This is a genomic window from uncultured Amaricoccus sp., from assembly GCF_937891315.1.
Classification (GTDB): Bacteria; Pseudomonadota; Alphaproteobacteria; order Rhodobacterales; family Rhodobacteraceae; genus Amaricoccus.
Genome location: NZ_CALAGI010000105.1, coordinates 21,763 through 43,618, shown reverse-complemented (window position 1 = coordinate 43,618; position 21,856 = coordinate 21,763). Strand labels below are relative to the sequence as shown.

General features: G+C 70.1%; 17 protein-coding genes and 1 tRNA gene. 12 read left to right on the top strand and 6 right to left on the bottom strand.

Annotation, left to right across the window (positions count from 1 at the left end; all coding sequences use genetic code 11):
* From icmH to Q0480_RS09840, 7 genes are read left to right on the top strand one after another with little or no spacing between them, the layout of a single operon-like run.
* The gene (gene icmH / locus Q0480_RS09870; protein ID WP_299132492.1) at nt 1-1,359 is read left to right on the top strand and encodes a type IVB secretion system protein IcmH/DotU; all 1,359 of its coding nucleotides are present in this window, start codon (nt 1-3) and stop codon (nt 1,357-1,359) included.
* The gene (gene tssM / locus Q0480_RS09865; protein WP_299132491.1) at nt 1,359-4,889 is read left to right on the top strand and encodes a type VI secretion system membrane subunit TssM; all 3,531 of its coding nucleotides are present in this window, start codon (nt 1,359-1,361) and stop codon (nt 4,887-4,889) included. The genes icmH and tssM overlap by 1 nt, the downstream gene beginning before the upstream one ends.
* Complete coding sequence (tagF, locus tag Q0480_RS09860) at nt 4,871-5,377, top strand: type VI secretion system-associated protein TagF (RefSeq protein WP_299132489.1); 507 nt, start codon at nt 4,871-4,873, stop codon at nt 5,375-5,377. Before tssM ends, tagF begins: the two co-directional genes overlap by 19 nt.
* Nucleotides 5,377-6,465, top strand: a complete 1,089-nt coding sequence (locus tag Q0480_RS09855) for a DUF2169 domain-containing protein (protein ID WP_299132487.1) — start codon at nt 5,377-5,379, stop codon at nt 6,463-6,465. Before tagF ends, Q0480_RS09855 begins: the two co-directional genes overlap by 1 nt.
* A complete protein-coding gene (locus tag Q0480_RS09850; protein WP_299132485.1) occupies nt 6,462-7,484 on the top strand; it encodes a beta-ketoacyl synthase N-terminal-like domain-containing protein in 1,023 nt (340 codons plus the stop codon). The genes Q0480_RS09855 and Q0480_RS09850 overlap by 4 nt, the downstream gene beginning before the upstream one ends.
* Nucleotides 7,484-8,611 (top strand): DUF4150 domain-containing protein, encoded by a 1,128-nt coding sequence (locus Q0480_RS09845; protein WP_299132484.1) that lies wholly within the window; start codon nt 7,484-7,486, stop codon nt 8,609-8,611. The genes Q0480_RS09850 and Q0480_RS09845 overlap by 1 nt, the downstream gene beginning before the upstream one ends.
* Nucleotides 8,612-8,620: 9 nt before the next feature.
* A complete protein-coding gene (locus Q0480_RS09840) occupies nt 8,621-9,526 on the top strand; it encodes a hypothetical protein (RefSeq protein ID WP_299132482.1) in 906 nt (301 codons plus the stop codon).
* A 32-nt stretch (nt 9,527-9,558) separates the two neighbouring features.
* On the opposite strand, the gene Q0480_RS09835 is transcribed toward Q0480_RS09840, so the two are convergent.
* Genes Q0480_RS09835 through tssI form a run of 3 tightly spaced genes read right to left on the bottom strand, consistent with a single transcriptional unit; the run spans nt 9,559 to nt 12,667 of the window.
* Entirely contained in the window at nt 9,559-9,897 is a 339-nt protein-coding gene (locus tag Q0480_RS09835) for a hypothetical protein (RefSeq protein ID WP_299132525.1), read from the bottom strand.
* Nucleotides 9,898-9,920: 23 nt separating this feature from the next.
* Complete coding sequence (locus tag Q0480_RS09830) at nt 9,921-10,319, bottom strand: DUF6484 domain-containing protein (RefSeq protein WP_299132481.1); 399 nt, start codon at nt 10,317-10,319, stop codon at nt 9,921-9,923.
* A gap of 17 nt (nt 10,320-10,336) precedes the next feature.
* Nucleotides 10,337-12,667 carry a type VI secretion system Vgr family protein gene (gene tssI, locus Q0480_RS09825; RefSeq protein WP_299132480.1) on the bottom strand — a complete coding sequence of 777 codons (2,331 nt, stop codon included), beginning with the start codon at nt 12,665-12,667 and terminating at the stop codon, nt 10,337-10,339.
* A gap of 221 nt (nt 12,668-12,888) precedes the next feature.
* On the opposite strand from tssI, the gene Q0480_RS09820 reads away from it, so the two are divergent.
* The 3 genes from Q0480_RS09820 to Q0480_RS09810 all read left to right on the top strand — a co-directional run bounded on the left by Q0480_RS09820 (nt 12,889) and on the right by Q0480_RS09810 (nt 15,694).
* Entirely contained in the window at nt 12,889-13,089 is a 201-nt protein-coding gene (locus Q0480_RS09820) for a hypothetical protein (protein WP_299132479.1), read from the top strand.
* 71 nt (nt 13,090-13,160) lie between these two features.
* Nucleotides 13,161-15,281, top strand: coding sequence for a hypothetical protein (locus Q0480_RS09815; RefSeq protein WP_299132477.1), 2,121 nt, complete (start codon nt 13,161-13,163; stop codon nt 15,279-15,281).
* Nucleotides 15,281-15,694, top strand: a complete 414-nt coding sequence (locus tag Q0480_RS09810) for a hypothetical protein (RefSeq protein WP_299132474.1) — start codon at nt 15,281-15,283, stop codon at nt 15,692-15,694. The genes Q0480_RS09815 and Q0480_RS09810 overlap by 1 nt, the downstream gene beginning before the upstream one ends.
* Here Q0480_RS09810 and Q0480_RS09805 read toward each other — a convergent pair.
* The 3 genes from Q0480_RS09805 to Q0480_RS09795 form a co-directional block, all read right to left on the bottom strand.
* Nucleotides 15,678-17,114 carry a radical SAM/SPASM domain-containing protein gene (locus tag Q0480_RS09805; RefSeq protein WP_299132471.1) on the bottom strand — a complete coding sequence of 479 codons (1,437 nt, stop codon included), beginning with the start codon at nt 17,112-17,114 and terminating at the stop codon, nt 15,678-15,680. The genes Q0480_RS09810 and Q0480_RS09805 overlap by 17 nt on opposite strands.
* Nucleotides 17,104-19,224 (bottom strand): caspase family protein, encoded by a 2,121-nt coding sequence (locus Q0480_RS09800; protein ID WP_299132469.1) that lies wholly within the window; start codon nt 19,222-19,224, stop codon nt 17,104-17,106. The genes Q0480_RS09805 and Q0480_RS09800 overlap by 11 nt, the downstream gene beginning before the upstream one ends.
* A 73-nt stretch (nt 19,225-19,297) precedes the next feature.
* Entirely contained in the window at nt 19,298-19,507 is a 210-nt protein-coding gene (locus tag Q0480_RS09795) for a DUF6324 family protein (RefSeq protein ID WP_299132466.1), read from the bottom strand.
* Nucleotides 19,508-19,609: 102 nt separating this feature from the next.
* Here Q0480_RS09795 and Q0480_RS09790 point away from each other — a divergent pair.
* Nucleotides 19,610-19,686: transfer RNA gene (locus Q0480_RS09790), tRNA-His, on the top strand.
* A gap of 192 nt (nt 19,687-19,878) precedes the next feature.
* Nucleotides 19,879-21,831 carry an elongation factor G gene (locus Q0480_RS09785; RefSeq protein WP_299132464.1) on the top strand — a complete coding sequence of 651 codons (1,953 nt, stop codon included), beginning with the start codon at nt 19,879-19,881 and terminating at the stop codon, nt 21,829-21,831.
* Nucleotides 21,832-21,856 lie beyond the last annotated feature (25 nt).

Genomic DNA, 21,856 nt, shown 5'->3' with positions numbered 1-21,856 from the left:
ATGGTGAAGGACGATCCCTTCGGCCTCTCCGCGGACAGCGGCTTCGGTGTGTCGGCGGAGCCCGGACGCACCCGGGTGCGGCCCGCGCCGGCGCAAGCGTCGGGCTATGCGCCGGCCCCGCAACTCGCCGGTGTCGCGCGGCCAACCCGGGCCAGTGCCAACCCGCTGCTCAACGCCTTCGCGAGCCTGCTCGAATTCGCGCCCGAGCTTGAGGACGCGGTCGCGCCCGGCGATCCCGAGGCGCTGCGGGCGCGACTGCTCGGCGAGCTGACCACCGCGCGGGACGCCGCCGTCACGGCGGGCGCGCCGCTCGCCCGCGCCGACGCGGCGGCCTGGGCGGTGGCGGCGCTCCTCGACGATCTCGCGCTCAATACGCCGTGGGGGGGCGCCAGCGCCTGGCCGCGCCAGCCGCTCGTCGTCGCGCTCTCGGGTGATGTCGACGCCGGCGCCCGCTTCTTCGCCCGACTGGAGGAACTGGAGCGCAATCCGAACCGCGACCCGCAACTGCTTGAACTGCATTACCTCTGCCTCGCGCTCGGCTTTCGCGGCAAGTATCGCGTACCGGGCCGCGCCGGCGACCAGTCGATCGCCGCCGTCCGCGCCGCCGCCGCGCGCTTCCTGCGCGCGCCGGGCGCCGAGACCGAGCCGCTGTCGCCGAACTGGCAGGGCGTGCTCGCCCCCGACACGCCGCGCCGCTTCGCGGTGCCGGTCTGGGTGATGGCCACCGCCGCGCTGGTGCTTGCCGCCGCGGTCTACACCTGGCTCTCGCTGCGGCTCGGCGAGCAGTCGGACAATCTCTTCACCCTCGTCCGCGCCCTGCCGCCGCCCGAGCGCGCCGAGATCTATCGTCCCGACCGGACCGAGGCCGCCGCCGTCCCCGCCACCCCGGTCGAAAGCGCCGATTTCGCCCTGCTGCCGCTGTTCCAGGGCGCGGCGCCGCCCGGCCTGCTGCCGGCCCTGAAGGGCCGCGAGAGCGTCTCGCTCGCCACGCTCGTCCTGCAATGGCCGGATCCTGAGCTGTTCCAGTCGGCCCGCGCCACGCTGACCGACGGGTTCGAGCCGCTGATCGTGGCGATCGGCCAGGTGATCGCCGCCAATCTCGACGTGATCGGCGATGTCACCGTCGTCGGCCATACCGACAGCGTGCCGCTACAGACCAGCAACCCGCTCAGCTCGAACCAGCGGCTGTCCGAGGCGCGGGCCGCGACCATCGCCCGCATCCTCGCCGCGAACGGCGTCCCCGCCGACCGGCTGCGGGCGGAGGGTCGCGCCGCCACCGAGCCCGTCGCGCCGAACGACGGCCGCGAGGGCCGGGCGCTGAACCGCCGCGTCGAAATCCTCGTCGAGAAGCGCCTCTGATGGCGGTCCTGCGCGCGCTCTGGGCAATCCTCACCTCGCGCTGGCTCTGGACGCTGATCGGCCTCGTCCTTTTGTCGTTCCTGATCTGGACCTTCGGCCCGATCATCGCGGTCGGCGACAGCGCGCCGCTCGCTTCCGAGATCGCGCGGCTCGGGCTCATCGCGGCGCTGATCATCGTCTGGCTCGTCTGGCTGATCCTGCGCCAGCGCCGGGCGATCCGGGCCAACCGTCTCTTCGTCTCCGAACTCGCCGCCCCGGCCGAGAAGCCGCTCAGCCCCGGCGAGGAAGGCGTCGCGGCGATCAATGCGAAGTTCCAGCAGGTTCTGGGCGAGCTCCGGCGCCGCAAGCTCGGCGGCAAGCGCTTCCTGCGCGAGATGCCGTGGTACGTCATCATCGGACCGCCCGCGACCGGCAAGACCACCGCGCTGCGCCAGTCCGGCCTCGGCTTTCCGCTCGATCTGACCGACGATCTGAAGGGGGTCGGCGGCACCCGGAACTGCGACTGGTTCTTCACCGAGGACGCGGTGCTGATCGATACCGCGGGCCGCTATACCCAGCAGGAAAGCCAGGCGGAGGTCGACGCCGCCGAATGGCTCGGCTTTCTCGACCTCCTGAAGAAGCATCGGGGCCGGCGCGCGCTCAACGGCGTAATCGTCGCCCTGTCGGTCGACAGCCTGTCCGAAGGTGACGCCGCGATCCGCGCCCATGGCCGGCAGATCCGCAAGCGGCTGACCGAGTTGCAGGAGCGGCTGGAAATTCGCCTGCCGGTCTATCTGATGCTGACCAAGGCCGACCTCATCCTCGGGTTCGAGCCGTTCTTCACCGATCTCTCCACCGCCGATCGCGAACAGGTCTGGGGCGCCACCTTCGCCGCGGGGGTGCGCGTGGACGGACCCGAGGCCGCCCGCGAGCTCGGCCTGCTGACCACCCAGCTCGAAACCCGGATGGTGCCGCGGCTTGAGGCCGAGGAGCGGCTGGAGGCGCGCGCGCAGGTCTTCCGCTTCCCCGCCCAGGTGGCAAGCCTGGCAGAGCCCTTGCGCCTCCTCGTCGACACGGTCTTCGGCGAGAGCCGCTACGAGGAAAGCGCCTGGCTGCGCGGGGTCTATCTCACCTCCGCCACGCAGGAGGGCACGCCGATCGACCGGTTGACGGCGGCGCTCGCCTCGGCCTTCGGCCTGCCCGCCGCGCCCCGGTCGGCGCCGGCGCGCGTCGAGAAGCGCAGCTTCTTCCTGCGCCGGCTGCTGACCGAGGTGGTCTTCAAGGAGGCCGGCCTCGGCACGCTCGACGCGGCGGCGGAGGAGCGGCGCGTCTGGATCCGGCGCGGCGCCGCCGTCGCCTGCGCGGCGGTCGTGGTGCTGTCCGGCCTCCTGTTCACCATGTCCTATCTCACCTACCGGGGTGCTATCGCCGCCCAGGCGGATCAGTTCGAACAGTTGCGGACCACGCTCGCCCCGATCGCCGCGCGGCAGGCGCCGCTCGACCCGCTGGATCTCGATCTGGCTCTCGACGCGGTGACCGGGGTCGCCAATGCCCGCGCGCCCTTGCCGACCGGCGCCGCCAGCCTGATTGGCCCGTCCGCCGCGTCCGAGATCACCCGCGCCGATCAGGCGGCTTACGACCGATCGCTGCGCAATATCCTCGAGCCGCGGATGGTCGCCCTGCTCGAAGCCACCATGTGGCGCCAGATTCGCGACCCGGAATTCCTGCTCGGCGCGCTCAAGACCTATCGCATGATGACCGGCCTCGCGCAGATGGACCCCGATTTCGTCGCCGAGTGGTGGCAGACGACCCTGCCCGAGCACGCCCCGACGCCGCCCTTCCCGACCGAGGGCGCGGCGGAGCATCAGGTGGCCGCGATCGAGCGCATGGCGGTGGACGACAGCTACGTTCCGCCCGACGACGCGCTGGTCAACGCGGCGCTCGCCGGCATCTGCGCGATCCCGCTGCCGGTCCGCGCCTATAACGCGCTGATGTCGGATCCGGCGGTCGTCGCCCTGCCCGACTGGGTGCCGCTGAGCTTCGCCGGTCCCAACGCCGCGAAGGTGCTGACCCGGCGCTCGGACAAGACGCTGCGGGTCGGGATCGACGGCGCCTTCACCTACGACGGTTTTCACAAGGTGATCCTCGACCGGCTGGAAGATGTCGCCGCTCAGGCCGCCCTCGACCGGTCGGTCTTCGCCGGCGGTTGCGCCGAGAGCGCGGAGACTTCGGTCGCCAGCCTGTCCTCGGACATGCTGAAGCTCTATTACGAGGACTATATCGCGCAGTGGGACGGGTTCCTCCGTGACGTCAGCCTCGCGCCGCTGACCGATCTGCGCACGGCGGGCGAGAATCTGAAGGATCTCTCCAGCGCCGATTCCGCGCTGAAGCGCCTCCTGACCGCCGTCGTCGCCGAGACCGATCTCGCCCGCCCGGAAGAAGGCGGCGAACCGGCGGCCGCGCCCGCCGGCGCCTCGAAGCTGCTCGCCAAGCTCGGCAAGATCGGCAAGCTGGCGAAGAAGGGCGCGAAACTGATCCCCGCCGCCGGCGCGACGTCGGACGTCGATACTTCCGGCCAGCCGGTCTCGGACCATTTCAAGCCGATCCGCGCGGCGGTGGTCGAGGTCGATGGCGCGCCGCCCGCGCTCGATGACACCGTGGCCGCCCTCACCCAGCTCGCGAACGTGCTGCAGACCGTCGCCGCCAGTCCGAATCCCGAGGATGCGATCAAGCAGCAGGGCGGGCTCGCCGAACTGACCGGCGCGGTGGCGAACCAGGCGGCGATCCTGCCCGACCCGCTGAACGAATGGCTGTCCGGCATCGCCGGCGACACGATCGGCCTGACCGAGGAGGCGGTGATCTCCGATCTGAACGCCATCTGGCGCGCCGATGTCATGCCCTTCTGTCAGGCGGCGCTGACCGGGCGCTATCCCTTCGACCAGGCGTCGCGCATCGACGTCAATACCGCCGACTTCGCCCGGCTGTTCGGCCCGGGCGGGCTGATCGACGCCTTCACCAACAACCATCTCGTCGGCTATGTCGATACCGCCGCCCGCCCCTGGCGCTGGCGCGCCGACTTCGGGCTCGATCCGGCCAGCCTCGCCGCCTTCGAACAGGCCCGCCACATCCGGGACGGCCTGTTTCCCGGCGGCGCCGGCCCGAGCATGAACTTCACGCTCGAGGCGAAGGATCTGTCGCCGACCGCCGCCAGCGTCTCGCTCAATCTCGATGGTCAGGCGCTCAGCTACAGCAACAACCTCACCCGGCCGCAGCCGATGAGCTGGCCCGGCAAGGACCATACCGGGGTCATTACCCTCGCGTTCCGCCCGATCGACGCCTCGCCCGATGTCATGATCAGCGAGACCGGCGACTGGGCCTGGCTGCGCATGCTGAAATCCGGGCGGCTCGGCGCCACCGGCCTGCCCGAGGTCTTCAAGCTGCGCCTCTCCGCCAAGGGTCACTATGCCGATTTCGAGCTGCGCGCCGCCAGCGTCGACAATCCCTTCGATCTCTCGATGTTCGCCAAATTCTCATGCCCCACCCGCATCTGATGCCCGATCCGGATCCGACCCCGCCCGGCTTCTTCGGCAAGCTGCCGAGCACCGGCGACTTCGTGACCCGCGGCCTGCCCGCCGCCTTCGTCCGGTTCTGGGACGGCTGGGTGTCGCGCCACCTCGTCGCCCGGCTCGACCGCGCGCTCCGTTTCTTCCTCGGGTCGCCCGGGCCCCTCACCGGCGTCGTCCTCCCCTCCACCGACCGCGCCGGGCGCCGCTACCCGCTCACCCTCGCCGCCCGGGCCGACACCCCCGCCGCGCCGGCCTGGTACGCCATGCTGGAAGCGATCGCCGCCGCCGCCCTCGCCGAGTGCCTCACCCCGGACGCGCTCGAGGCCCGCCTCGCCACCTGTCCAGGCGCCGCCGATCGTGTCGCCGGGCTCGGCGATCCGCCGCCGCTCCTGCTCTGGACCGGGTCGGTGCCCCTGCGCGCCGATCCGGATGCCCCGGCGGTCATCCTCGACCGCCTGCTCGGGGCCGCCTGATGCAGGTCTGGAACCAGACCGGCTTTCCGCACGAATTCACCATGGCGATGGACAAGGAGGCGCGGGAATATCTGCTGCTCGTGGTCAAGGCGACCTACGACTTTCCGGAGGCGCCGGACCACCGGCCGCGGCTCTCCGCCGAGCAGACGCCGCTCGTCATGGCCGATGTCGCGACCGGCGCGCCGGGCTATTCCGCCACGCTCTGGGAGACCGACTTCGCCTTCCGCAAGCCGCGCTGCGACATCGTCGCCAACGCAGCGGCCTATGCGCCCGCCGGGCGGCCGGTCGAGCGCGTCCGTGTCGGCGTCAAGGTCGGCGCCTGGTCCAAGACCTTCGACGTGCTCGGCGCGCGCGAATGGCGGGCGCGCGGGCCGCTGTTCGCCGCGACCGCGCCGATGCCCTTCCTGCGCCAGCCCTTCTCCTATGACACGGCCTTCGGTGGCACCGACCGGCTCGATCCCGACGACCCGCTCCCTGCGAGCTATGCCCGCAACCCGGTCGGAACCGGCTGGTCGCGCACCCGGAACCAGAGCCGGATCCCCGGCTTGCGCCTGCCGAATACCCAGGCCGTCGGCGAGGAGGTGACCTCGCCCTTCGGCGAATATGCCCCCATGAGCTTCGGTCCCATGGGTCGCGGCTGGCCCGGCCGGATCGAGTACGGCGGCACCTACGACCAGAACTGGATCGACAATGTCTTCCCCTTCCTGCCGCCCGACTTCGACGATCGCTATTATCAGATGGCGCCGCCGGACCAGTGGACCGACCCACCCCGGACCGGCGATCCGGTGATGCTGGTGAACCTCACCCCGCGTGGTCGCGAGGAATTCCGCCTGCCCGACACCGCGCTGCCCATGACGCTGTTCAAGGGCGTGACCAAGGTCCACGAGAGCTATCGCCTGCCCGACACCCTGCTGCTCGACTGCGAACGCCGGCGCTTCTCGCTGGTCTGGCGGCTCTCGCAGCGTATCCACCGCACCATCCTTGATTTCTCCGAAGCCTGGGTCGGCCCGCCGACCCCCGCCATGCTCCGCGCGCGCGCCGCGGGGCGAGACTATATCCGCGCCGCCGGTTTGCCGGAGGACGCATGACGGGCCAGCTCGACATCATCGGCGTCGGCATGGTCACCGCGGTCGGCCTCGACGCGCCCTCGTCCTGCGCGGCGATGCGGGCGCGGCTCGATGGGTTCACCGAAACCCGCCTTATCGGCTCGAACGACGCGTGGCTCGTCGGGGCGCCGGTGCCGCTGCCGCGCAAATGGATCGGCGAGCGGCGTCTCGCGCATCTCGCCGCCGGCGCCATCGCCGAGGCCTTCGACCACCATCCGCCGGCGCGCGACAACGCCGCCCTCATCCTCTGCCTCGCCGAGGAGGAGCGGCCGGGGCGCCTCGTGCGCGACGCCGCCGCCCTCGCCGCCACCATCGCCCGGATCCTCGAGATCCAGCCGCGGCACCACACGCGCCTCGTCGCCCATGGACGACCCTCCGGGCATGTCGCGCTCGACCAGGCGCGCCGGATGCTCGCCGCCGGCGAGGCGGCCTATGTGATGATCGCCGGCGTCGACAGCTATCTCGGCACCCTCGCCATCGCGCATTTTCTCGCTGCGAAACGCCTGCTGACACCCGAAAATCCGAACGGCTTCATCCCGGGCGAGGCCGCCGCCGCCATCCTTTGCGCGCCGCCGGGGACCGGAAACCTCACCCTGCGCGGCCTCGGCCTCGCGCGGGAGCCGGCGCCGATCTACAACGCCGAGGACCGCCCCTTGCGCGGCGACGGCATGACGGCGGCCTATCGCGCCGCCTTGGGCGAGGCGGGGATCGAAATGAACCGCCTCGGCTACCGGGTCTCCGATCTCGTCGGCGAGCAATATTGGTTCAAGCAGGCCGCGCTCGCCTCGTTGAGGTTGCTGCGCGGCCGACACGATTTCCAGGACCTCTGGAGCCCGGCGGAATCGCTCGGCAATGTCGGCGCGGCGGTCGGACCGCTGATGATCGGCATGGCCTGGACCGCGGCGCGCAAGCGCTACGCCGCGGGCGACCCCGTACTGGTCGAGGCATCAAGCGACTCGGGCGCCTGCGCGGCCGCCCTCCTCGGCGCGAGGGCGGCCTGATGTCCGGCGTCTTCGCCAACGGGCTCGAAGTCTCGGGCGGCGCGGTCAATGCCAAGACCATCGCCGCCTTCCCGGATGTCTGTTTCACGCCCCCGGAGAATCCCGCCACCCCGCCCGGCGTCCCGGTTCCCTATCCGAGCTTCGGCATGGCCGGCGATACGGACAAGGGCACCGGAACGGTCAAGATCGGCGGCAAGACGGTCAATATCAAGAACCAATCCTATCTCTCCAAGACCAGCGGCACGGAAGCCGGCTGCGCGGCGAAGAAGGGCCTCATCACCTCCAAGAACACCGGTAAGGAATATTTCAACTCCTGGTCGGGTGACGTGAAGTTCGACGGTGAACCGGTCATCCGCATGACCGATCTCGCCACCAACAATCACGCATCTCCCACCGGCAATTCGCCGCCTTGGTTGCATGCCGCTGGGGTGAACGTGCCGATCACCACATGCGCCCAACTCAACATCAAGCCCTATGACAAACTCGACTGCCCCGACGGCTACGAAAAGGAGCATACCGTCGAGGTGCAGTTCTTCTCGGTCGCCGGCATGCGTGGCCACACGCTCAATTGCTGCAAGAGTTACGACGTCGACAAGGCGCCCTGCATCTGCATGAAGGCGAAATGGGTTGAGTCGGACGAAATGGAGGGCGAGACGGTCAAGCGATCGAAAACCTCGGCCGGCGAAGCTCGTCCCGATGCCACGTTGGGCGCGGACGCCGCCGGCAAGAAAATCGGGACGCCGCACTATTACAAGAGCGCGGATGCGCGCAACTGGACCACCAACAACCCGGACGGCACGCTCGGCGATTTCACAGACACCTGTGTGAAGAGCAGCGTCGACAATACGTCCGCCTCCGAAGCGTCGGAAGCGCTTCGCACCGAATGCCTCAGGGCCGCCAATATGGAGTATCTCACCACGAGCATGAACAAGACCGAGGAGGAAGTGAAGAAGAAGAAACGGTGCAAGGGCGGCGCCGGACCGCCCGCGGTGGCCGGCTGCGGCTGGGCTACGGAACAGGGCGCCTGCGCGGCGGCGTTCAACAGGGGCGTCCGCGAAGGCAAATTCCCCGACACCATTGCGAGCAGGAAGGACAACTATGGATCTTCCGGAAAGTCCTGTCCCTGAGGCCGCCACATGTTGACACCGGACCATCTCGACGCCGATCTGGCCCGCGACCCGGAGACCGCCTTCGAATGTGTGCAGATCGCGCCGATGGGCGGCGATCTCTGCGCCATCCTCTTCATGCTCAGCGATCCCGCCTACGAGCGGACGCTTTCCCTCGTCTTCACCGCCCGGGACTTCGCGCCCGAGAGCGTGGAACGGATCCTGAAGACCCAGGAATGGCTGATGTCGCTGACCTGCCCGGCGCGCGAGGAGCTGTTCGCGCTCGAGGCGACGACCCGCGTCTGGCACTATCGGAACCGGATCTGGAACCGCGAAAAGGTCGCCGAAGAGAGCATGCGCCGGGTCTGGGGCGGCGACGGGACCCAGCCGCTGCTGGTTGGCCGGAACGGCCTCGCCTATCGCTACGAGGGCGCCTGGCTGCCGATCCCGCCGGCCAGCACGACGCAGTTCTTCGACGCGCACGGCGCTGGACCGCGCCTTGTCTATACCTGTGGCGACCGCGGTCATCTGCAGCGACTGGAGAACAATCTCTGGCGGGTGATCGACCTCGGCCGCCATGATCAGCTCCGCGGGCTCGACGTCGCCCCGGACGGCACGGTGCGCCTCGCCGGATCGAATGGCGTCTGCCTCGAAATTCGTGGGGAGGTCGAGTTGATCGAGATCGCCGCGCCGACGACCACCTTCTTCACCGTGCGCGGCTACGCTGGCGACTGGTACTGGGGGGATGAGACGCAGGTCTATATCCAGCGCGGCGCGGTGCTGGAGCCGTTCTTCGACACCGGCTTCGCCTTCGATCTCCGCACCGATGGACGCTACCTCTATTGCGTCGGCACCGATCGCGCCTGGCGCTTCGGCCACGACACCGGTTGGTCATCCCTGCGCCTGATCTACGACGGCGCCTTCCGACTGATCTGACATCAATAGCAAAGACCCGACGCGGATCCGCCTCACGGCAGATGCGCGGCCAGATAGGCGCGGACCTTGGCGAGGTCCAGCGCGGCGACGCGTTCGGGCGCGCCCACGACCAGCATTCGCGTCACGAATAGTTCCCCCGCCTCCGGATATTCGGCGAACCTTTCCTCCGAGATCCGCAGCCCCTCCGGCCCGGCCACCCGCAGGCCGTCGAGATGTGCCTCCAGCCGCTCCACCAGCCGCGCGAGCCGGTCCGCGTCCATCTCCGGATTTTCCTCGGGAAACAGCAGCGCGCGGTCATAGACCGTCCAGAGGAACGCAGCCATTTCCGCGTGCTGCCGGACGATCTCGGGGAGGATCGGCGCCCGCGCCATCTGGCCCACGCCGTCCGCGGGATTCAGTTCAGATGCACCGAGCCGCCTCGGACGCGATTGGTCGCGCTGGCATGGCTCGTCACATAGCTGCCGCGGATGGTGATCCGGCCATCCTTTTCCAGCACGATCGAGGCCTTGCCGACGCGAAGCTCGATGCGTTCCCCGGCGGTCACCCGCACCCGCGCGCCGTCGCGGACCACTACCGGACCCGCCTCCATCAGCCGGCCGACGATCAGCGCGCGGGTCGGGTCGCCCTCCTCGAACAGGACCGCCACCTCGACCCCGATCATCGCGGCGTCGAGCGCCGCGAGGCTGCGCGCGGGCAGGGCCTCGCCGCCGAAGGAGACGAGCGGCCGCCCGTCCTCGAACCCCGCGAGAAGCCCGATCATCACCCCGTCGATCCGTACTGGCGCCCCGTCCATCGCATCCCCCGAAATCGTCAGTTCTGGTTGATCTTGGAACCCTTGATCGTGACCTCGCTCGACGCCTTCAACGTGATCTTGCCTGAGCCGTTGATCGTGATGTCCTTGCCCTCGATCGAGATCGTGCCGTCCTTCTTCATCGCGATCGCGGCCGAACCGCATTTCAGCACGATCGAGTCCCCGGCGTCGAGCAGCAAGGCCTTGCCGACATGGATCGTGCCATCCTCGGCGATATCGACCATGCTGCCCTTGCCGATCTTGAGCTGTCGCGCGCCGGCGATCTCGCCGACGTCGTCCTCGGCGACCTTGGTCGCCCGACCCTTGCCGATCTCCGAGCTCTGGGCGCCGCCGATCTTCACGCCTTGGTCCGCCGCGATCTGCACCGTCTGCCCGGCGCCGATCTCCCAGCTGTCGGCCGCGCCGACGCTGTGCGACTGCGTGGTCCCGACAGAGACGGAGCGCGAGGCGCCGATCGTGTTGCTCTGCGAGGCCCCGACCGAGCGGGTCTCGACCGCCCCGACTGTGTCGGTGCGCATCGCGCCGACGGTGATCGTCTGGGCGATCCCGACCGTCTGGGTATGGTTCATGCCGATCGTCTCGGTCGAGTTCGAGCCGATGCCGATCGTCTCGTCGACCCCCACCGTCAGCGACCGGTTCTTGCCAACCGTCTCGGTGTCGTTCGAGCCGATATCGACCGTGCGATCGACGCCGACCTTGGTCGTCTTGTTGTTCCCTACATCCTCGTCGAGATTGACGCCGACGGAATGCTTGGCGTTGTTGTCGATCCGGTCGGACTGGTCATGCTGGACCAGCTTCGAGCGGTCGTTCTTCACCAGCAGCGCATGGTCCTTCTGCGCCTGGAAGTTCACCAGCTCGGATCCCGCCTTGTCCTCGAACATGAACTCGTTGTAGCCGCCGCCGCCGGGGCTCGAGTTCGATTTCCACCCCGATTGCGTCGCATTGCCCGGCAGGCCGTAGGGCGGCATCTCGCTCGCATTATAGACCCGCCCGGTGATCAGCGGCCGGTCGGGATCGCCGTCGAGGAAATCGACGACCACCTCCTGGCCGATCCGGGGGATCTGGATGAAGCCCCAGCCGGCGCCGGCCCAGCTCTGCGACACCCGCACGAAGCAGGAGCTGTTCTCGTCCCGCTTGCCCAGCCGGTCCCAGTGGAACTGCACCTTCACCCGGGCATATTCGTCGGTGAAGATCTCCTCGCCGCCCGGCCCGACCACGGTCGCGGTCTGCGGTCCGCGCATCACCACCCGCGGCGTCGTGCGCGGCGGGCGATAGGCCAGCGCGGTCGGCGCCGCCGCGATCTCGAGGTGAAAGATCTCGCCCTCGGGCGCGAGGCCCGTCCGGAACCCGGGGTCGCGCAGACGGTAGCGCGCGCGCAGCACCAGATGCTCCGCGTTCTGATCCTCGCGCGGGAAATTCTCCAGCTTGAAGACATGGCCCGAGGCGAGCCCGCGCACCGTCCCCGCCGCCCGGACCCGCCGGTGCACCGCCTGCAGCTCCTCGCGCCGGATCGCAGCCACGGCGTCGCCGCGACCAAGCTCAAGATGCGCGCCGGGGTGGCGATAGACCTCGTGATCCGCCTCGTCATGGCCGAAGGGCTGGCTCGATCGGGCCATCAGATCGGCGGCCGGCTTCTCGAAATCATAGTCGGTGTGGGTATAGGCGCCGGGGGTCAACCGGCTCGTCGGCTCCCATTCCGAGAGATAGTCGCGATCCCGCCGCGCCGCCTGCCCCTCGAAATGAAAGGGCACCGTCGCATAGCCCTTGGCGGCCTTCAGCTTGGCCATGGCGTCGAACAACACCAGCGTATGGACGCCGTCGTCATATTCGAAGAAATAGCCGATCCCCTCGTGCTCCATCAGCCGCTGGACGAAGTCGAGATCGCTCTCGTCGTACTGGACGCAATATTCGCGCGCGGCATAGGTGCCCTGAAGCCGCTTCTCGAACTTCGCGGCCGGATATTCGCCGAAGATCTGCTCGATGATCTCCACCACGCTCAGCGCCTGGAACACGCGGCAATCCGTCGACTGGCCGAGCAGCCAGAGCCAGGGCCGCAACACCGTCTCGTAATGCGCGTATTCGCCATCGATCCGCGCCAACCGGAAATCGGTGACGAGGCCGCTGATCCAGCGACCGGGATCGCCGGACTCGACCTCGACCGACAGCGGCTTGCCGATCAGCTTGTCGGGATCGACGTCGAAATCGGTGCTGGCAAAGCCGGTCGTGAAGCAGAAACACTCGGCGACCGCGTCCCAGCCGTCGAGATGGGTGAAGATGAGCTTGCCCTCGGGGAGGCTCGTCCGGACGACTGTCGCGCGATCCTCTGGCACCTCGGCGCTGCTCCGGCTTCGCGGCGCCGGCCCACCGCCGCGCGCGCGGGCGATTGTAGCCCGAAGCGTCGCGCCCGCCCAATGGAAACTGCCAGACCGAAGACATCGCGATAGCGTCGTCGTCGCGGAAGATATGTGGTTAACAAGGCTATGATCGTGCTAGACTGGCAGAGCGCCGGACTTGGCCGCGACTACCAGATTACCGCCGGGGGAGAATCGCGATGGCAAGACTTCGCGCCTTGATGGCCGTGGCGATCGGCGCCGCCCTGACGGCGTCCTGCGGCGCGCAGTTCAAGCCAAGCCACGGCGGCGACGCACCCCAGACCCTCGGCAAGACCGCCAGCGACGGCGGCGGGCATTCCGACGGCGGGGCATCGGGGGCCTCGTCCGGCGGCGGCGGCGGTGGCGGGGGCCCGTACTGAACCGCTCCGACAGCTACGACATCGCGCTGATCGCCGACCTCCGGTTTCCCGGAGGAACGAGCACCGCGCTTGTGAACGAGCTTCTCGCCATCCAGCGCGCCGGCCTGCGCGCCGTCGTCGCCCCGGTCCAGTCGCCCATCCTGTCGCCGCGACGCCCGCCGCATCCCGGCGTACTCGCGGCGATCGAGGCGACGGCGACTCCTGTCCTGCCGACCGGCGCGCCGGCGCGGGCGCGTCTGGCACTCGTCTGTCACCCGACGCTGCTCGACCGCCCGCCGACGCGGCGGACGCGGCTCGAGGCGGACGTCCTCGGCATCGTCATGCACGGACCGGCGCGCGATGGCGCCGGCGAGTCGCAATGCGATCTCGCGACCGCGCGCGCCCTCGCCCATGATCTCTGGCGCGCCGATCCGATCCTGCTGCCGGTCGGACCGAACGCGCGGCGCGGCCTCGCGGCGGACGCGCATGGCGCGGCGATCTGGGAACGCGACTGGACCAATCTGATTGACTGCGACGCCTGGCCCGCGGTGCCGGTACGCCAGGGATGCGAGACGCTGACTATCGGCCGGCACAGCCGTCCCGACCCGCTGAAATGGCCGGAGCCGGAGGAACGCGCGCTCGTCTATCCCTACGATCCCGCCTTGCGTTTCGTCATGCGCGGCGTCGATGCGAAGCTGCGCGACATCCTCGCGCCCTGGCCGGCGAACTGGAGCTTCCAGCCGTTCGGCCATGGCGCGATCCAGGCCTTCCTGGCCAGCCTCGACGTCTACGCCTTCTATCATGGCCCGCGCTGGATCGAGGCCTTCGGCTACAATGTGCTGGAAGCCGTCGCGAGCGGGCTGCCGACCGTTCTGCCGCCCTCCTTCGCCCCGCTGTTCGGCGAGGCGGCGCTCTATGCCGAGCCGGGGCAGGCGCATGCGCTCTATTCCCGCCTGCGCGCGGATCCGGCCGAGCGCGCCGCGCAAGGCGCGCTGGCGCGCCGCGTCGCGCACGAACGGTTTGGGCTCGACCTCTATGGCGCGCGGGTCCAGGCGCTGCTCGGGACGGCGCCCCGGCGGACCGGCCCGCGCCGGGGCGAGCCGGCCCCGCGCGCGCCGGTGGAGACGCTGCTCGCGATCACCTCGAACGGGGTCGGCGTCGGCCATATCGCGCGCCAGATCGCCATCGCGCGGGCACAGCCCTACGAGATCGCAACGGTATTCCTGTCCCTGTCCAAGGCCGCGCAATTCGCCGAGCAGGCGGGCTTTCTCACCGAGTACCGGCCGTTTCACGCGCCACTCGGTGTTTCGGCCGAACGCTGGAACCGCTGGTTCGCCGAGGAGGTGCGAGAGGCGATCGCCTTTCACCAGCCCGCCGCCGTGATCTTCGACGGAAACGTGCCCTACGCGGGCCTGCTCGCCGCGCTCGACGATTTTCCGGGCGTCGCGCGGATCTGGATGCGGCGGGGCATGTGGCGCCAGCCCGAACCGACGATCACCGCCCGCGCGGAGAGCTTCCATCTCGTGATGACCCCCGGCGAGATCGCCCAGGCGGCGGACCCCGGCCATGACACCGGCGGCGACGCCTTCGTCCACCATCTGCCGCCGATCCTGCAGATTCCGCCGCGCCAGCGCCTCGGCCGCAAGCTGGCGCGGCGTCTGCTGGGCCTGCCCGAGACCGCCGAGATCGCCTTGCTGCAGCTCGGCGCCGGCGCGAATTTCGATACTTCGCTCGCCAGGGAGATGGCGCTCGCGCGCCTGCTCGCCGATCCGGCGCGGCACGTGGTCGAGATCGTTTCCCCGATCGCGCCCCGCGCGGTAACTCCGGTCGATCCGCGCCACCACCTCCGAACCGTGTTTCCCGCTGCCCAGTATCAGCGCGCCTTCGATTTCGCGGTCAGCGCGGCCGGCTACAACAGCTTTCACGAGATCATCGCCGGCGCTCTGCCCTGCCTCTTCACGCCGAACGACGCGCCGGAGATGGACCTGCAGGAAGCGCGCGCCAGCTACGCCGCCCTCGCGGGCTGGGCGCTCGCCGCCTCGGCGCGCGACCCTTACGCGCTCGACCGGGGGCTCCGCGCGCTGCTCGATCCGGAGCGGCGCGCCGGGCTCGCCGCCGGCTGCGCCGCGGTTCGGTCCGACTGGAACGGCGCCGAGATCGCCGCCCGGCTGGCCACCCTCGTCGCGCGCCAGACCCCGGCGGCCCGGCGGTGATGATCCTCCGGCGCGCCGTCCTGCGCCTCGGCCTCGCCGCCAGCCGGCGCGCCCGGCCGGCCGATCCGGGGCTCGGCCTCCTCCTGTCCGACCAGCGGCGGGCGGGCGGCGTCGCCCTCGTCTGGACGCTCGACTGGAGCTGGGACGAGGCGGCGTTCGCAAAGCTCGCCGCGACGCTCGCCGCCTTCGAGACGGCGGTCCATGTCACCGACGACCTCGACTTCCGCCGCTATGTCGAAATGGGCGCGCTGTTCGAGGCGCTGCCCGGCCCCGCCGCCCGTGCCATCGCGCCGGGTCGCGACTGGCCGCGCTATATCGAGCGTCGCATCGCCCGGATCCGCGCCGCCTGGCAGCCGGATTTCGAGGCTGTTCTCGCCCAGACGCCGGAGGATTTCGTCAAGGCCGCGCGCTGAGCGGCGCGGGCGCCAGCCGCGCCAGCGTGCCGAGTTCCACATTCGCGGCGCCGAGCCGCGGATCGGCCAGCATGTCGCGGAGCGCGCCATGCTCGGGATGCCGCGCGTCACAGATGTCGATCTCGCGGAACCGCGCGGGCGACAGATGCCCCCAGTTGCGCAGGCGCAGGAAATAGACCCCGTCCGCCCCCACCCGGCGCGCGAGATCGACGAAGGCGCCCATCTCGCGGTAGTTCCCGGCCTGCACCACGAAATCGAGCCGCAGGCTGTTGAAGGCGTCGTGACGACGCAGGGTGCCGAGAAAGTCGAGGTTGCGGAGCAGCGCGGCGAAATCCCCGCCCCGCCGCAGGACGGCGTAGGTCTCGGGGCGCGCCGCGTCGATCGAGATCCAGACGGAATCGACCTTGCCCTCCAGCTCCAGCTCGACCCAGGCGCGCTGGTCGAAGAGCAGGCCGTTGGTATGAAGCTGGATCCGCCGCTGGCCGGCCAGTACCGGGATCCGCCGCAGGATGGAGCGGAAGTGTCGGCTGCCGAACGGGTCGCCCGATCCCGTCACCTTGATCGCCCGCGCTTCGGTCAGGAGCGGCAGCAGGCTGGTGTCGAACAGTGTGTCGAGCTCCCGGCTGCGCGCATGGTCGAGCTGGATAACATCGGACCGGCAACTGGGGCAGGCGATGTTGCAGGAGCGATCATGCGACAGGATGACCCGCGCCGGCGGCGCCGCCAGCCGCGTCGCGCGCGCGCGGACAACCTCGGCCATCGGCCCCCCGACCGCCGCGACCTCCGCCCGCCGCGGCAGGTGCCGGGCGGCGATGGGGAGACAATGCCAGCGGCTGCAGTGGGAGAAATCCCCGTCGAGGATCGAGCGCCGGATCTCGCGCGCATTCTCCGAATTCCACATCGCCTCGGCACCCGAGGCGAGATCGCCGATCGGCACCGGCTGCCAGCCGGAGCAGCAGAAATGCACCGCGCCATTGGTCCGCGTCTCGATCTGCTCGAAGGGCGCCGAGCAGAAGCGGTCGCGCAGCCAGAGGTCGGTCTCGTCCGTCAGCTCGGCCGACCGCCGCCGCGCCGCGTCGACGATGCGCTGCGCTGGCAGGTCATGATGATCCCGCGCCACCACCTCGCCGGCCAGATCCTCGGCCGCCCGCCAGTCGTCGCGCCGGAGCGCCACCAGCGCGGCGGCGTTCAGGGCGACAAGCGACAGGCGCTCACGCGCCGCCACCGCCGCCGCCGGCAGGTCGGCGAGCGCCTCGGGCGCGAGTTCGGCGACGAGCCCTTCGATCATGGCGAGCGCGGTCGCCTTCGGCCCGTCCGCCAGCACGCGGGCGCGCAGATAGGCGCGCTGTCGTCCGTCCCAGTCGCTCAGGACCGCCGCCGGCCCAGTGAAGATCTGGGCGGCGGGCGCCTCATATCCCATTCAGCTGCCTGCGCTCTTCGATCAGCCGCTCGACCTCGGCCTTGTGGCCGGTGTCGAGTTGCGATCCCGTCGCGGCGACGAGTTCCCCCGCGCCCTTGATCTCGCTGATCTCAGCCAGCCGCGCCCAGAAATAGGCCTGGGCCGGATTGGCGGGCAGGATCTCGCCGTTGGAATAGACCCTGCCAAGCTCCAGATAGGCCTCGCGAAAGCCGCGGTCGGCCGAGAGCGTCAGGAGGTCCAGCACCGCCTGGGGATCGGTCTTGCCCTCGCCGGTCGAAACCAGATCCCGCGCGAGGTAGTAGGGCGAGTATCGGTCGCCGGCGTCGATCGCCCGCTCGAACCAGCCGCGGGCCGTGGCCCGGTCCTTCTCGACACCCCAGCCATTCAGATAGCTGCGGCCGAGGCTGCTCATCGCCTCGCGCTGACCGTTCGCCGCCGCCAGGGCGTAGAGCGCGGCGGAGGCGCGCTCGTCCTTCTCGACCCCCATTCCGCGGCGATACATGTCGGCGAGCGCGTTCTGCGCGTTCGGCCAACCCATGCCGGCCGCCAGCCGATACCACAGGATCGCCTCCTCGGGGCGCGGCTCCACCCCCTGCCCTTTGGCATAGATCTCGCCGATATTGGTTCGCGCGCGCAGGTTGCCGAGCGCGGAAGCCCGGTGGTACCAGTCGGCGGCGGCGGCGTAGTCGATCTCGCCGCCCCGCCCCTCGATCGCCATGTAGCCGAGGCTGGTCATCGCCTCGGCATAGCCGGCGCTCGCGGCCATGCCGTAGAAATACCGCGCCCAGGGGAAGTTCTCGCCGATATCGAGCGCGCGGCCGAGCTGGAACGCCAGCCGGGCATTGCCGGGGTCGTTCGCCAGCGCATAGCCGCAGACCCGGACCGCGCGGCGCGCATTGACGAGGCCCCATTCCACAGCCGGCGCCACCCGCTGCTGGTCGGCCGGATCGCCGGCGATCAGATCGCATTCGGTGACGATCTCGCCAAGGCCGCCCGCCGTCCCCGGCAGGGCGTTCGGCCAGATGTCGAAGAGCTCGGCCGGAATGCTGGTCCGCGGCTCGTAGCCGCCGGCGGCGGGCAGCTTCGCGCGCAGGTCGAGCACCGCCGTGACGCTCTGCGCCGGGATCGCCTCGCCGTCGATCACCACCGCCCGCGTGGCGTCGGACCCGGCCAGCTCGATCTCGCGCAGCCGCGTGGTGGCCTCGGGCGCGTAGCGGCTGCTCGGGAACACCTGCACAAACCGGCTGAGCTCGTCGGGCGTGATCTCGGCGCGGATCGACCACCAGACGACTTCGTCAAGCGGCACCTCGCTCCCGATCGCGGCGACCGGCTGACTGGGCGCCGCGGAGCGGTTCACGACATAGTCGGTCTCGATCGAGCCGACGACCCAGGGGATCTGCCGCGCCTCGGTCGCGAGCCGCACGTCGCGCCGGATCGAGCGCAGCATATCCGAAACCGTCACCCCCGGCCGCTCGACCGCCCGCGCCAGCGACAGCGCGAAGGGGCTGTTGCCATTGTTCGGCCCGTCGAAGGCGAGTTGCCCGGCGCCTGTCGAATAGGCGATCAGCGTCTCGTCCGCGCCGCTTTCCTCGAAGGCGAGGCCGCGCGAATAGGCTGCGCCGACGGTGGAGAAGGGATCGTTGCGGCAACCGTCGAGGATGACGAGCCGCAAGCCGCCCCCGGCGCCGCCCTCCGTCGCCGCGGCCGCCAGAACCTCGCGCAGCGGCAGGCGCTTGGCATTGATCACCTCGGCCGTCATCTCCGGCACATCGACGGACAGCAGCTGGTTCTCGCCGTTGTACTGGAAGGCATGGCCGGCGTAATAGACGAGGCCGATCTCGGCGCCCTGAAACCGCGTGCGAATTTCGTCGAGAAGCGCCGGCACCTGGTCGGAAGTCACATCGACATGCACGCTGACGGCGAAACCGGTCTCGGCCAGCGCCTTCGCCACCAGCGCCGCGTCGTTGCCGGCGTTGCGCAGCGGCGCGGCCGGATAGTCGTTGTTGCCGATGACGACCGCGACATAGGCCGGCCGCTCCCCGGCCATCGCGCCTCCCGCCAGCACAAGGAACGCCACGGACCAGATCGCGGAATGGATCGCCCGACGCATGCCCCTACCCCCGACCCGGTCTCGGCGCGGGAGTATAAGCCCCCGTCGGCTGCTTGTCGACAAAACGAAGGGACTAGCGCGACTTCTTCCGGCCTTCCGGGGCACCCTTGCGCGCGCGCGCGGCGGCGGCGCGAAGTTCCTCGGCGATCTCCTCGGCCTCCTCGGGCTCGAAGTCGAGCGGCAGATCAACGGTGTCGGTCGAGATATAGAGCCGCACCATGCCGAGCGTCGTCGGTCCGATCTGCAGGTTCGCGGAGACGTCGCTTTCGCGGTCTATGCCCATTCCCAACTCCCAGCCGTTTGACCCCGCATAGTGAGAAGCTGGCCGCGCCGGAGCAAGGGGGACTTGCATTCGCCGCCCCGCGAATATAGTCGGTTCCCCAGTGCCGGCGTAGCTCAGTTGGTTAGAGCGCCTGATTGTGGATCAGGAGGTCCCCCGTTCAAGCCGGGGCGCTGGTACCACTCGCCTCCCGAAAATTCGCCTTGCCGCTTGCGCTCGCCGACGGGCGATAATGACGTGATCGCGGGAACATAGGCCGCGCTTCTCACGTAACGTCCTCACCGCCGCGCGCGTCGGGATCGCGCGCCGCGCTGGAATTTCACTGCGAACTGTCGGAGAGTTTCCCCCAACAAGGAAAACCAGGGGGAAACGTCATGACGCGGGCCATCGCGATACTCGGGGCATCGAACACCGGCAAATCGACGCTGGTCGATCGCATTTGCGCGCTCGAAGGCAAGCCGCCGGCCGCCGCCGCGCCGGGTGAGCTTCGGATCGCGGGCTTCACCCATCTCGGCGATGCCTGGCAGGCGATCGACACGCCGGGGTCGATCGAATTCCTCTCGGTCGCCGCCGATGCCCTGCTCGCGGCCGACGCCGCCGTGATCTGTGTCGCCCCGGACCCGGCCGCCGCCGTCCTCGCCGCGCCCTACCTGCGGCTGGTGGAGCGCGCCGGCACGCCCGCGCTGATTTTCGTCAATCGCGTCGATGAGGCCGCCGGCCGCCTGCGCGACGTGGTCGCCGCCCTGCAGGACTACACCCCGCGCCCGATCGTGCTGCGGCAGGTGCCGATCCGCCGCGACGGCCACGTGGTCGGCGCCGTCGATCTCGTCTCCGAACGCGCCTGGGCCTATCGCGAAGGCGAGCCGTCGCGGCTGATCGAGATCCCGGCCGAGGTCACCGAGCGCGAACGCGAGGCGCGGGGCGACCTGCTCGAACATCTTTCGAGCTTCGACGACCATCTGCTGGAGGAGCTGATCGAGGACCAGACGCCGCCGAGCGACGAAGTCTATGCGATCTGCGCCCAGGTGTTGACCAGTCGCGCGGCGATGCCGGCGCTGATCGGCTCGGCCGCGCATGGCAACGGCCTCGTCCGGCTGATGAAAGCGCTGCGCCATGAGGCGCCCGCCCCCGGCGTGCTGCGCGACCGTCTGCGCGGGCAGGCCGGCCTCGACACAGCGCCGAACGCCGTCGTGCTCAGCGGCGCCTATCGCAAGCATCTCGGCCGCGCCTTGCTCGTCCGCGCGCTGGAGGCGCTGCCCGCCAACCGGCCGCTCGGCGGACGCGCACCCGGACAGTTCGGCTCGGCCGATCCGCGCGACGGTCGCCACTTCGACGCCGCCGCCGAGGGTGAGATCGTCTCGCTGGTGAAGGCGGACCACCTGACGCCGGGGCTCCTCGTCACCGGGACCGGCGCCTTCCCCGCCCCCGCTTGGCGCCGGCCGCCGCGGCCGCAGGCCCAGCGCATCCTCGAACCGATGACCGAGCGCGAGGGGGTGAAGCTGTCCGGTGCGCTGGCGACGCTGGCCGAAACCGACGCGGCCCTGCGCGCCGGGCAGGATCCGGTGACCGGCGCCGCGCTCGTCGGTATCCAGGGACCGCTGCATCTGCGCGTTCTGCGCCAGCGTCTGAAGGAGATCTTCGGGCTCGAAGCCCGCGATTGCGTGCCGCCGCCGGCCTATCGCGAAACCATCGCCCGCCCGCGCGACCAGGCCTATCGGCACAAGAAACAGACCGGCGGCGCCGGACAGTTCGCCGACGTCAAGCTGAGCGTCGCCCCGGGTGCGCGCGGCGCCGGCTTCGTCTTCTCCGAGGTGGTGAAGGGTGGCGCGGTGCCCCGCAACTATATCCCCGCTGTCGAGCAGGGTGCGCGCGACGCGATGGAACGCGGGCCGCTCGGCTTTCCGGTGGTCGATGTCGAGGTGGTGTTGAGCGACGGGCTGCACCATCCCGTCGACAGTTCGGAAATGGCATTCCGCATCGCGGGCCGCCGCTGCGTCGCCGAGGCGCTGCGCGAGGCGGCGCCGGTCCTGCTGCAACCGATCTTCAAGCTGGCGATCCACGCGCCGGCGGTCTTCACCGGGGCGATTTCGCCGATCGTCTCGGCCCATCTCGGCCAGGTGCTCGGCTTCGACGCCGATCCAGAGGCCAAGGGCTGGGAGGTCTTCGCGGCGCTGATCCCGGGCGGCGCCCTCGCCGATCTGGCGAACGACATCCGCGCGGCGACCCAAGGGGTGGGTTCCTTCGACGCGGCGTTCGACCACTACGAGGAACTGCACGGCAAGGCGGCCGATCGCGTCGTCCAGGATCACGCGCGCGAACCGGCGTAGAAACGAAACGCCCGCCCCGGCCTCC

Bases quoted from the DNA above. Each gene is read 5' to 3' on its own strand.
- icmH (WP_299132492.1), top strand. From the start codon at position 1: ATGGTGAAGGACGATCCCTTCGGCCTCTCCGCGGACAGCGGCTTCGGT.
- tssM (WP_299132491.1), top strand. From the start codon at position 1,359: ATGGCGGTCCTGCGCGCGCTCTGGGCAATCCTCACCTCGCGCTGGCTC.
- tagF (WP_299132489.1), top strand. From the start codon at position 4,871: ATGCCCCACCCGCATCTGATGCCCGATCCGGATCCGACCCCGCCCGGC.
- Q0480_RS09855 (WP_299132487.1), top strand. From the start codon at position 5,377: ATGCAGGTCTGGAACCAGACCGGCTTTCCGCACGAATTCACCATGGCG.
- Q0480_RS09850 (WP_299132485.1), top strand. From the start codon at position 6,462: ATGACGGGCCAGCTCGACATCATCGGCGTCGGCATGGTCACCGCGGTC.
- Q0480_RS09845 (WP_299132484.1), top strand. From the start codon at position 7,484: ATGTCCGGCGTCTTCGCCAACGGGCTCGAAGTCTCGGGCGGCGCGGTC.
- Q0480_RS09840 (WP_299132482.1), top strand. From the start codon at position 8,621: ATGTTGACACCGGACCATCTCGACGCCGATCTGGCCCGCGACCCGGAG.
- Q0480_RS09835 (WP_299132525.1), bottom strand. From the start codon at position 9,897: ATGGCGCGGGCGCCGATCCTCCCCGAGATCGTCCGGCAGCACGCGGAA.
- Q0480_RS09830 (WP_299132481.1), bottom strand. From the start codon at position 10,319: ATGGACGGGGCGCCAGTACGGATCGACGGGGTGATGATCGGGCTTCTC.
- Q0480_RS09820 (WP_299132479.1), top strand. From the start codon at position 12,889: ATGGCAAGACTTCGCGCCTTGATGGCCGTGGCGATCGGCGCCGCCCTG.
- Q0480_RS09810 (WP_299132474.1), top strand. From the start codon at position 15,281: ATGATCCTCCGGCGCGCCGTCCTGCGCCTCGGCCTCGCCGCCAGCCGG.
- Q0480_RS09805 (WP_299132471.1), bottom strand. From the start codon at position 17,114: ATGGGATATGAGGCGCCCGCCGCCCAGATCTTCACTGGGCCGGCGGCG.
- Q0480_RS09800 (WP_299132469.1), bottom strand. From the start codon at position 19,224: ATGCGTCGGGCGATCCATTCCGCGATCTGGTCCGTGGCGTTCCTTGTG.
- Q0480_RS09795 (WP_299132466.1), bottom strand. From the start codon at position 19,507: ATGGGCATAGACCGCGAAAGCGACGTCTCCGCGAACCTGCAGATCGGA.
- Q0480_RS09785 (WP_299132464.1), top strand. From the start codon at position 19,879: ATGACGCGGGCCATCGCGATACTCGGGGCATCGAACACCGGCAAATCG.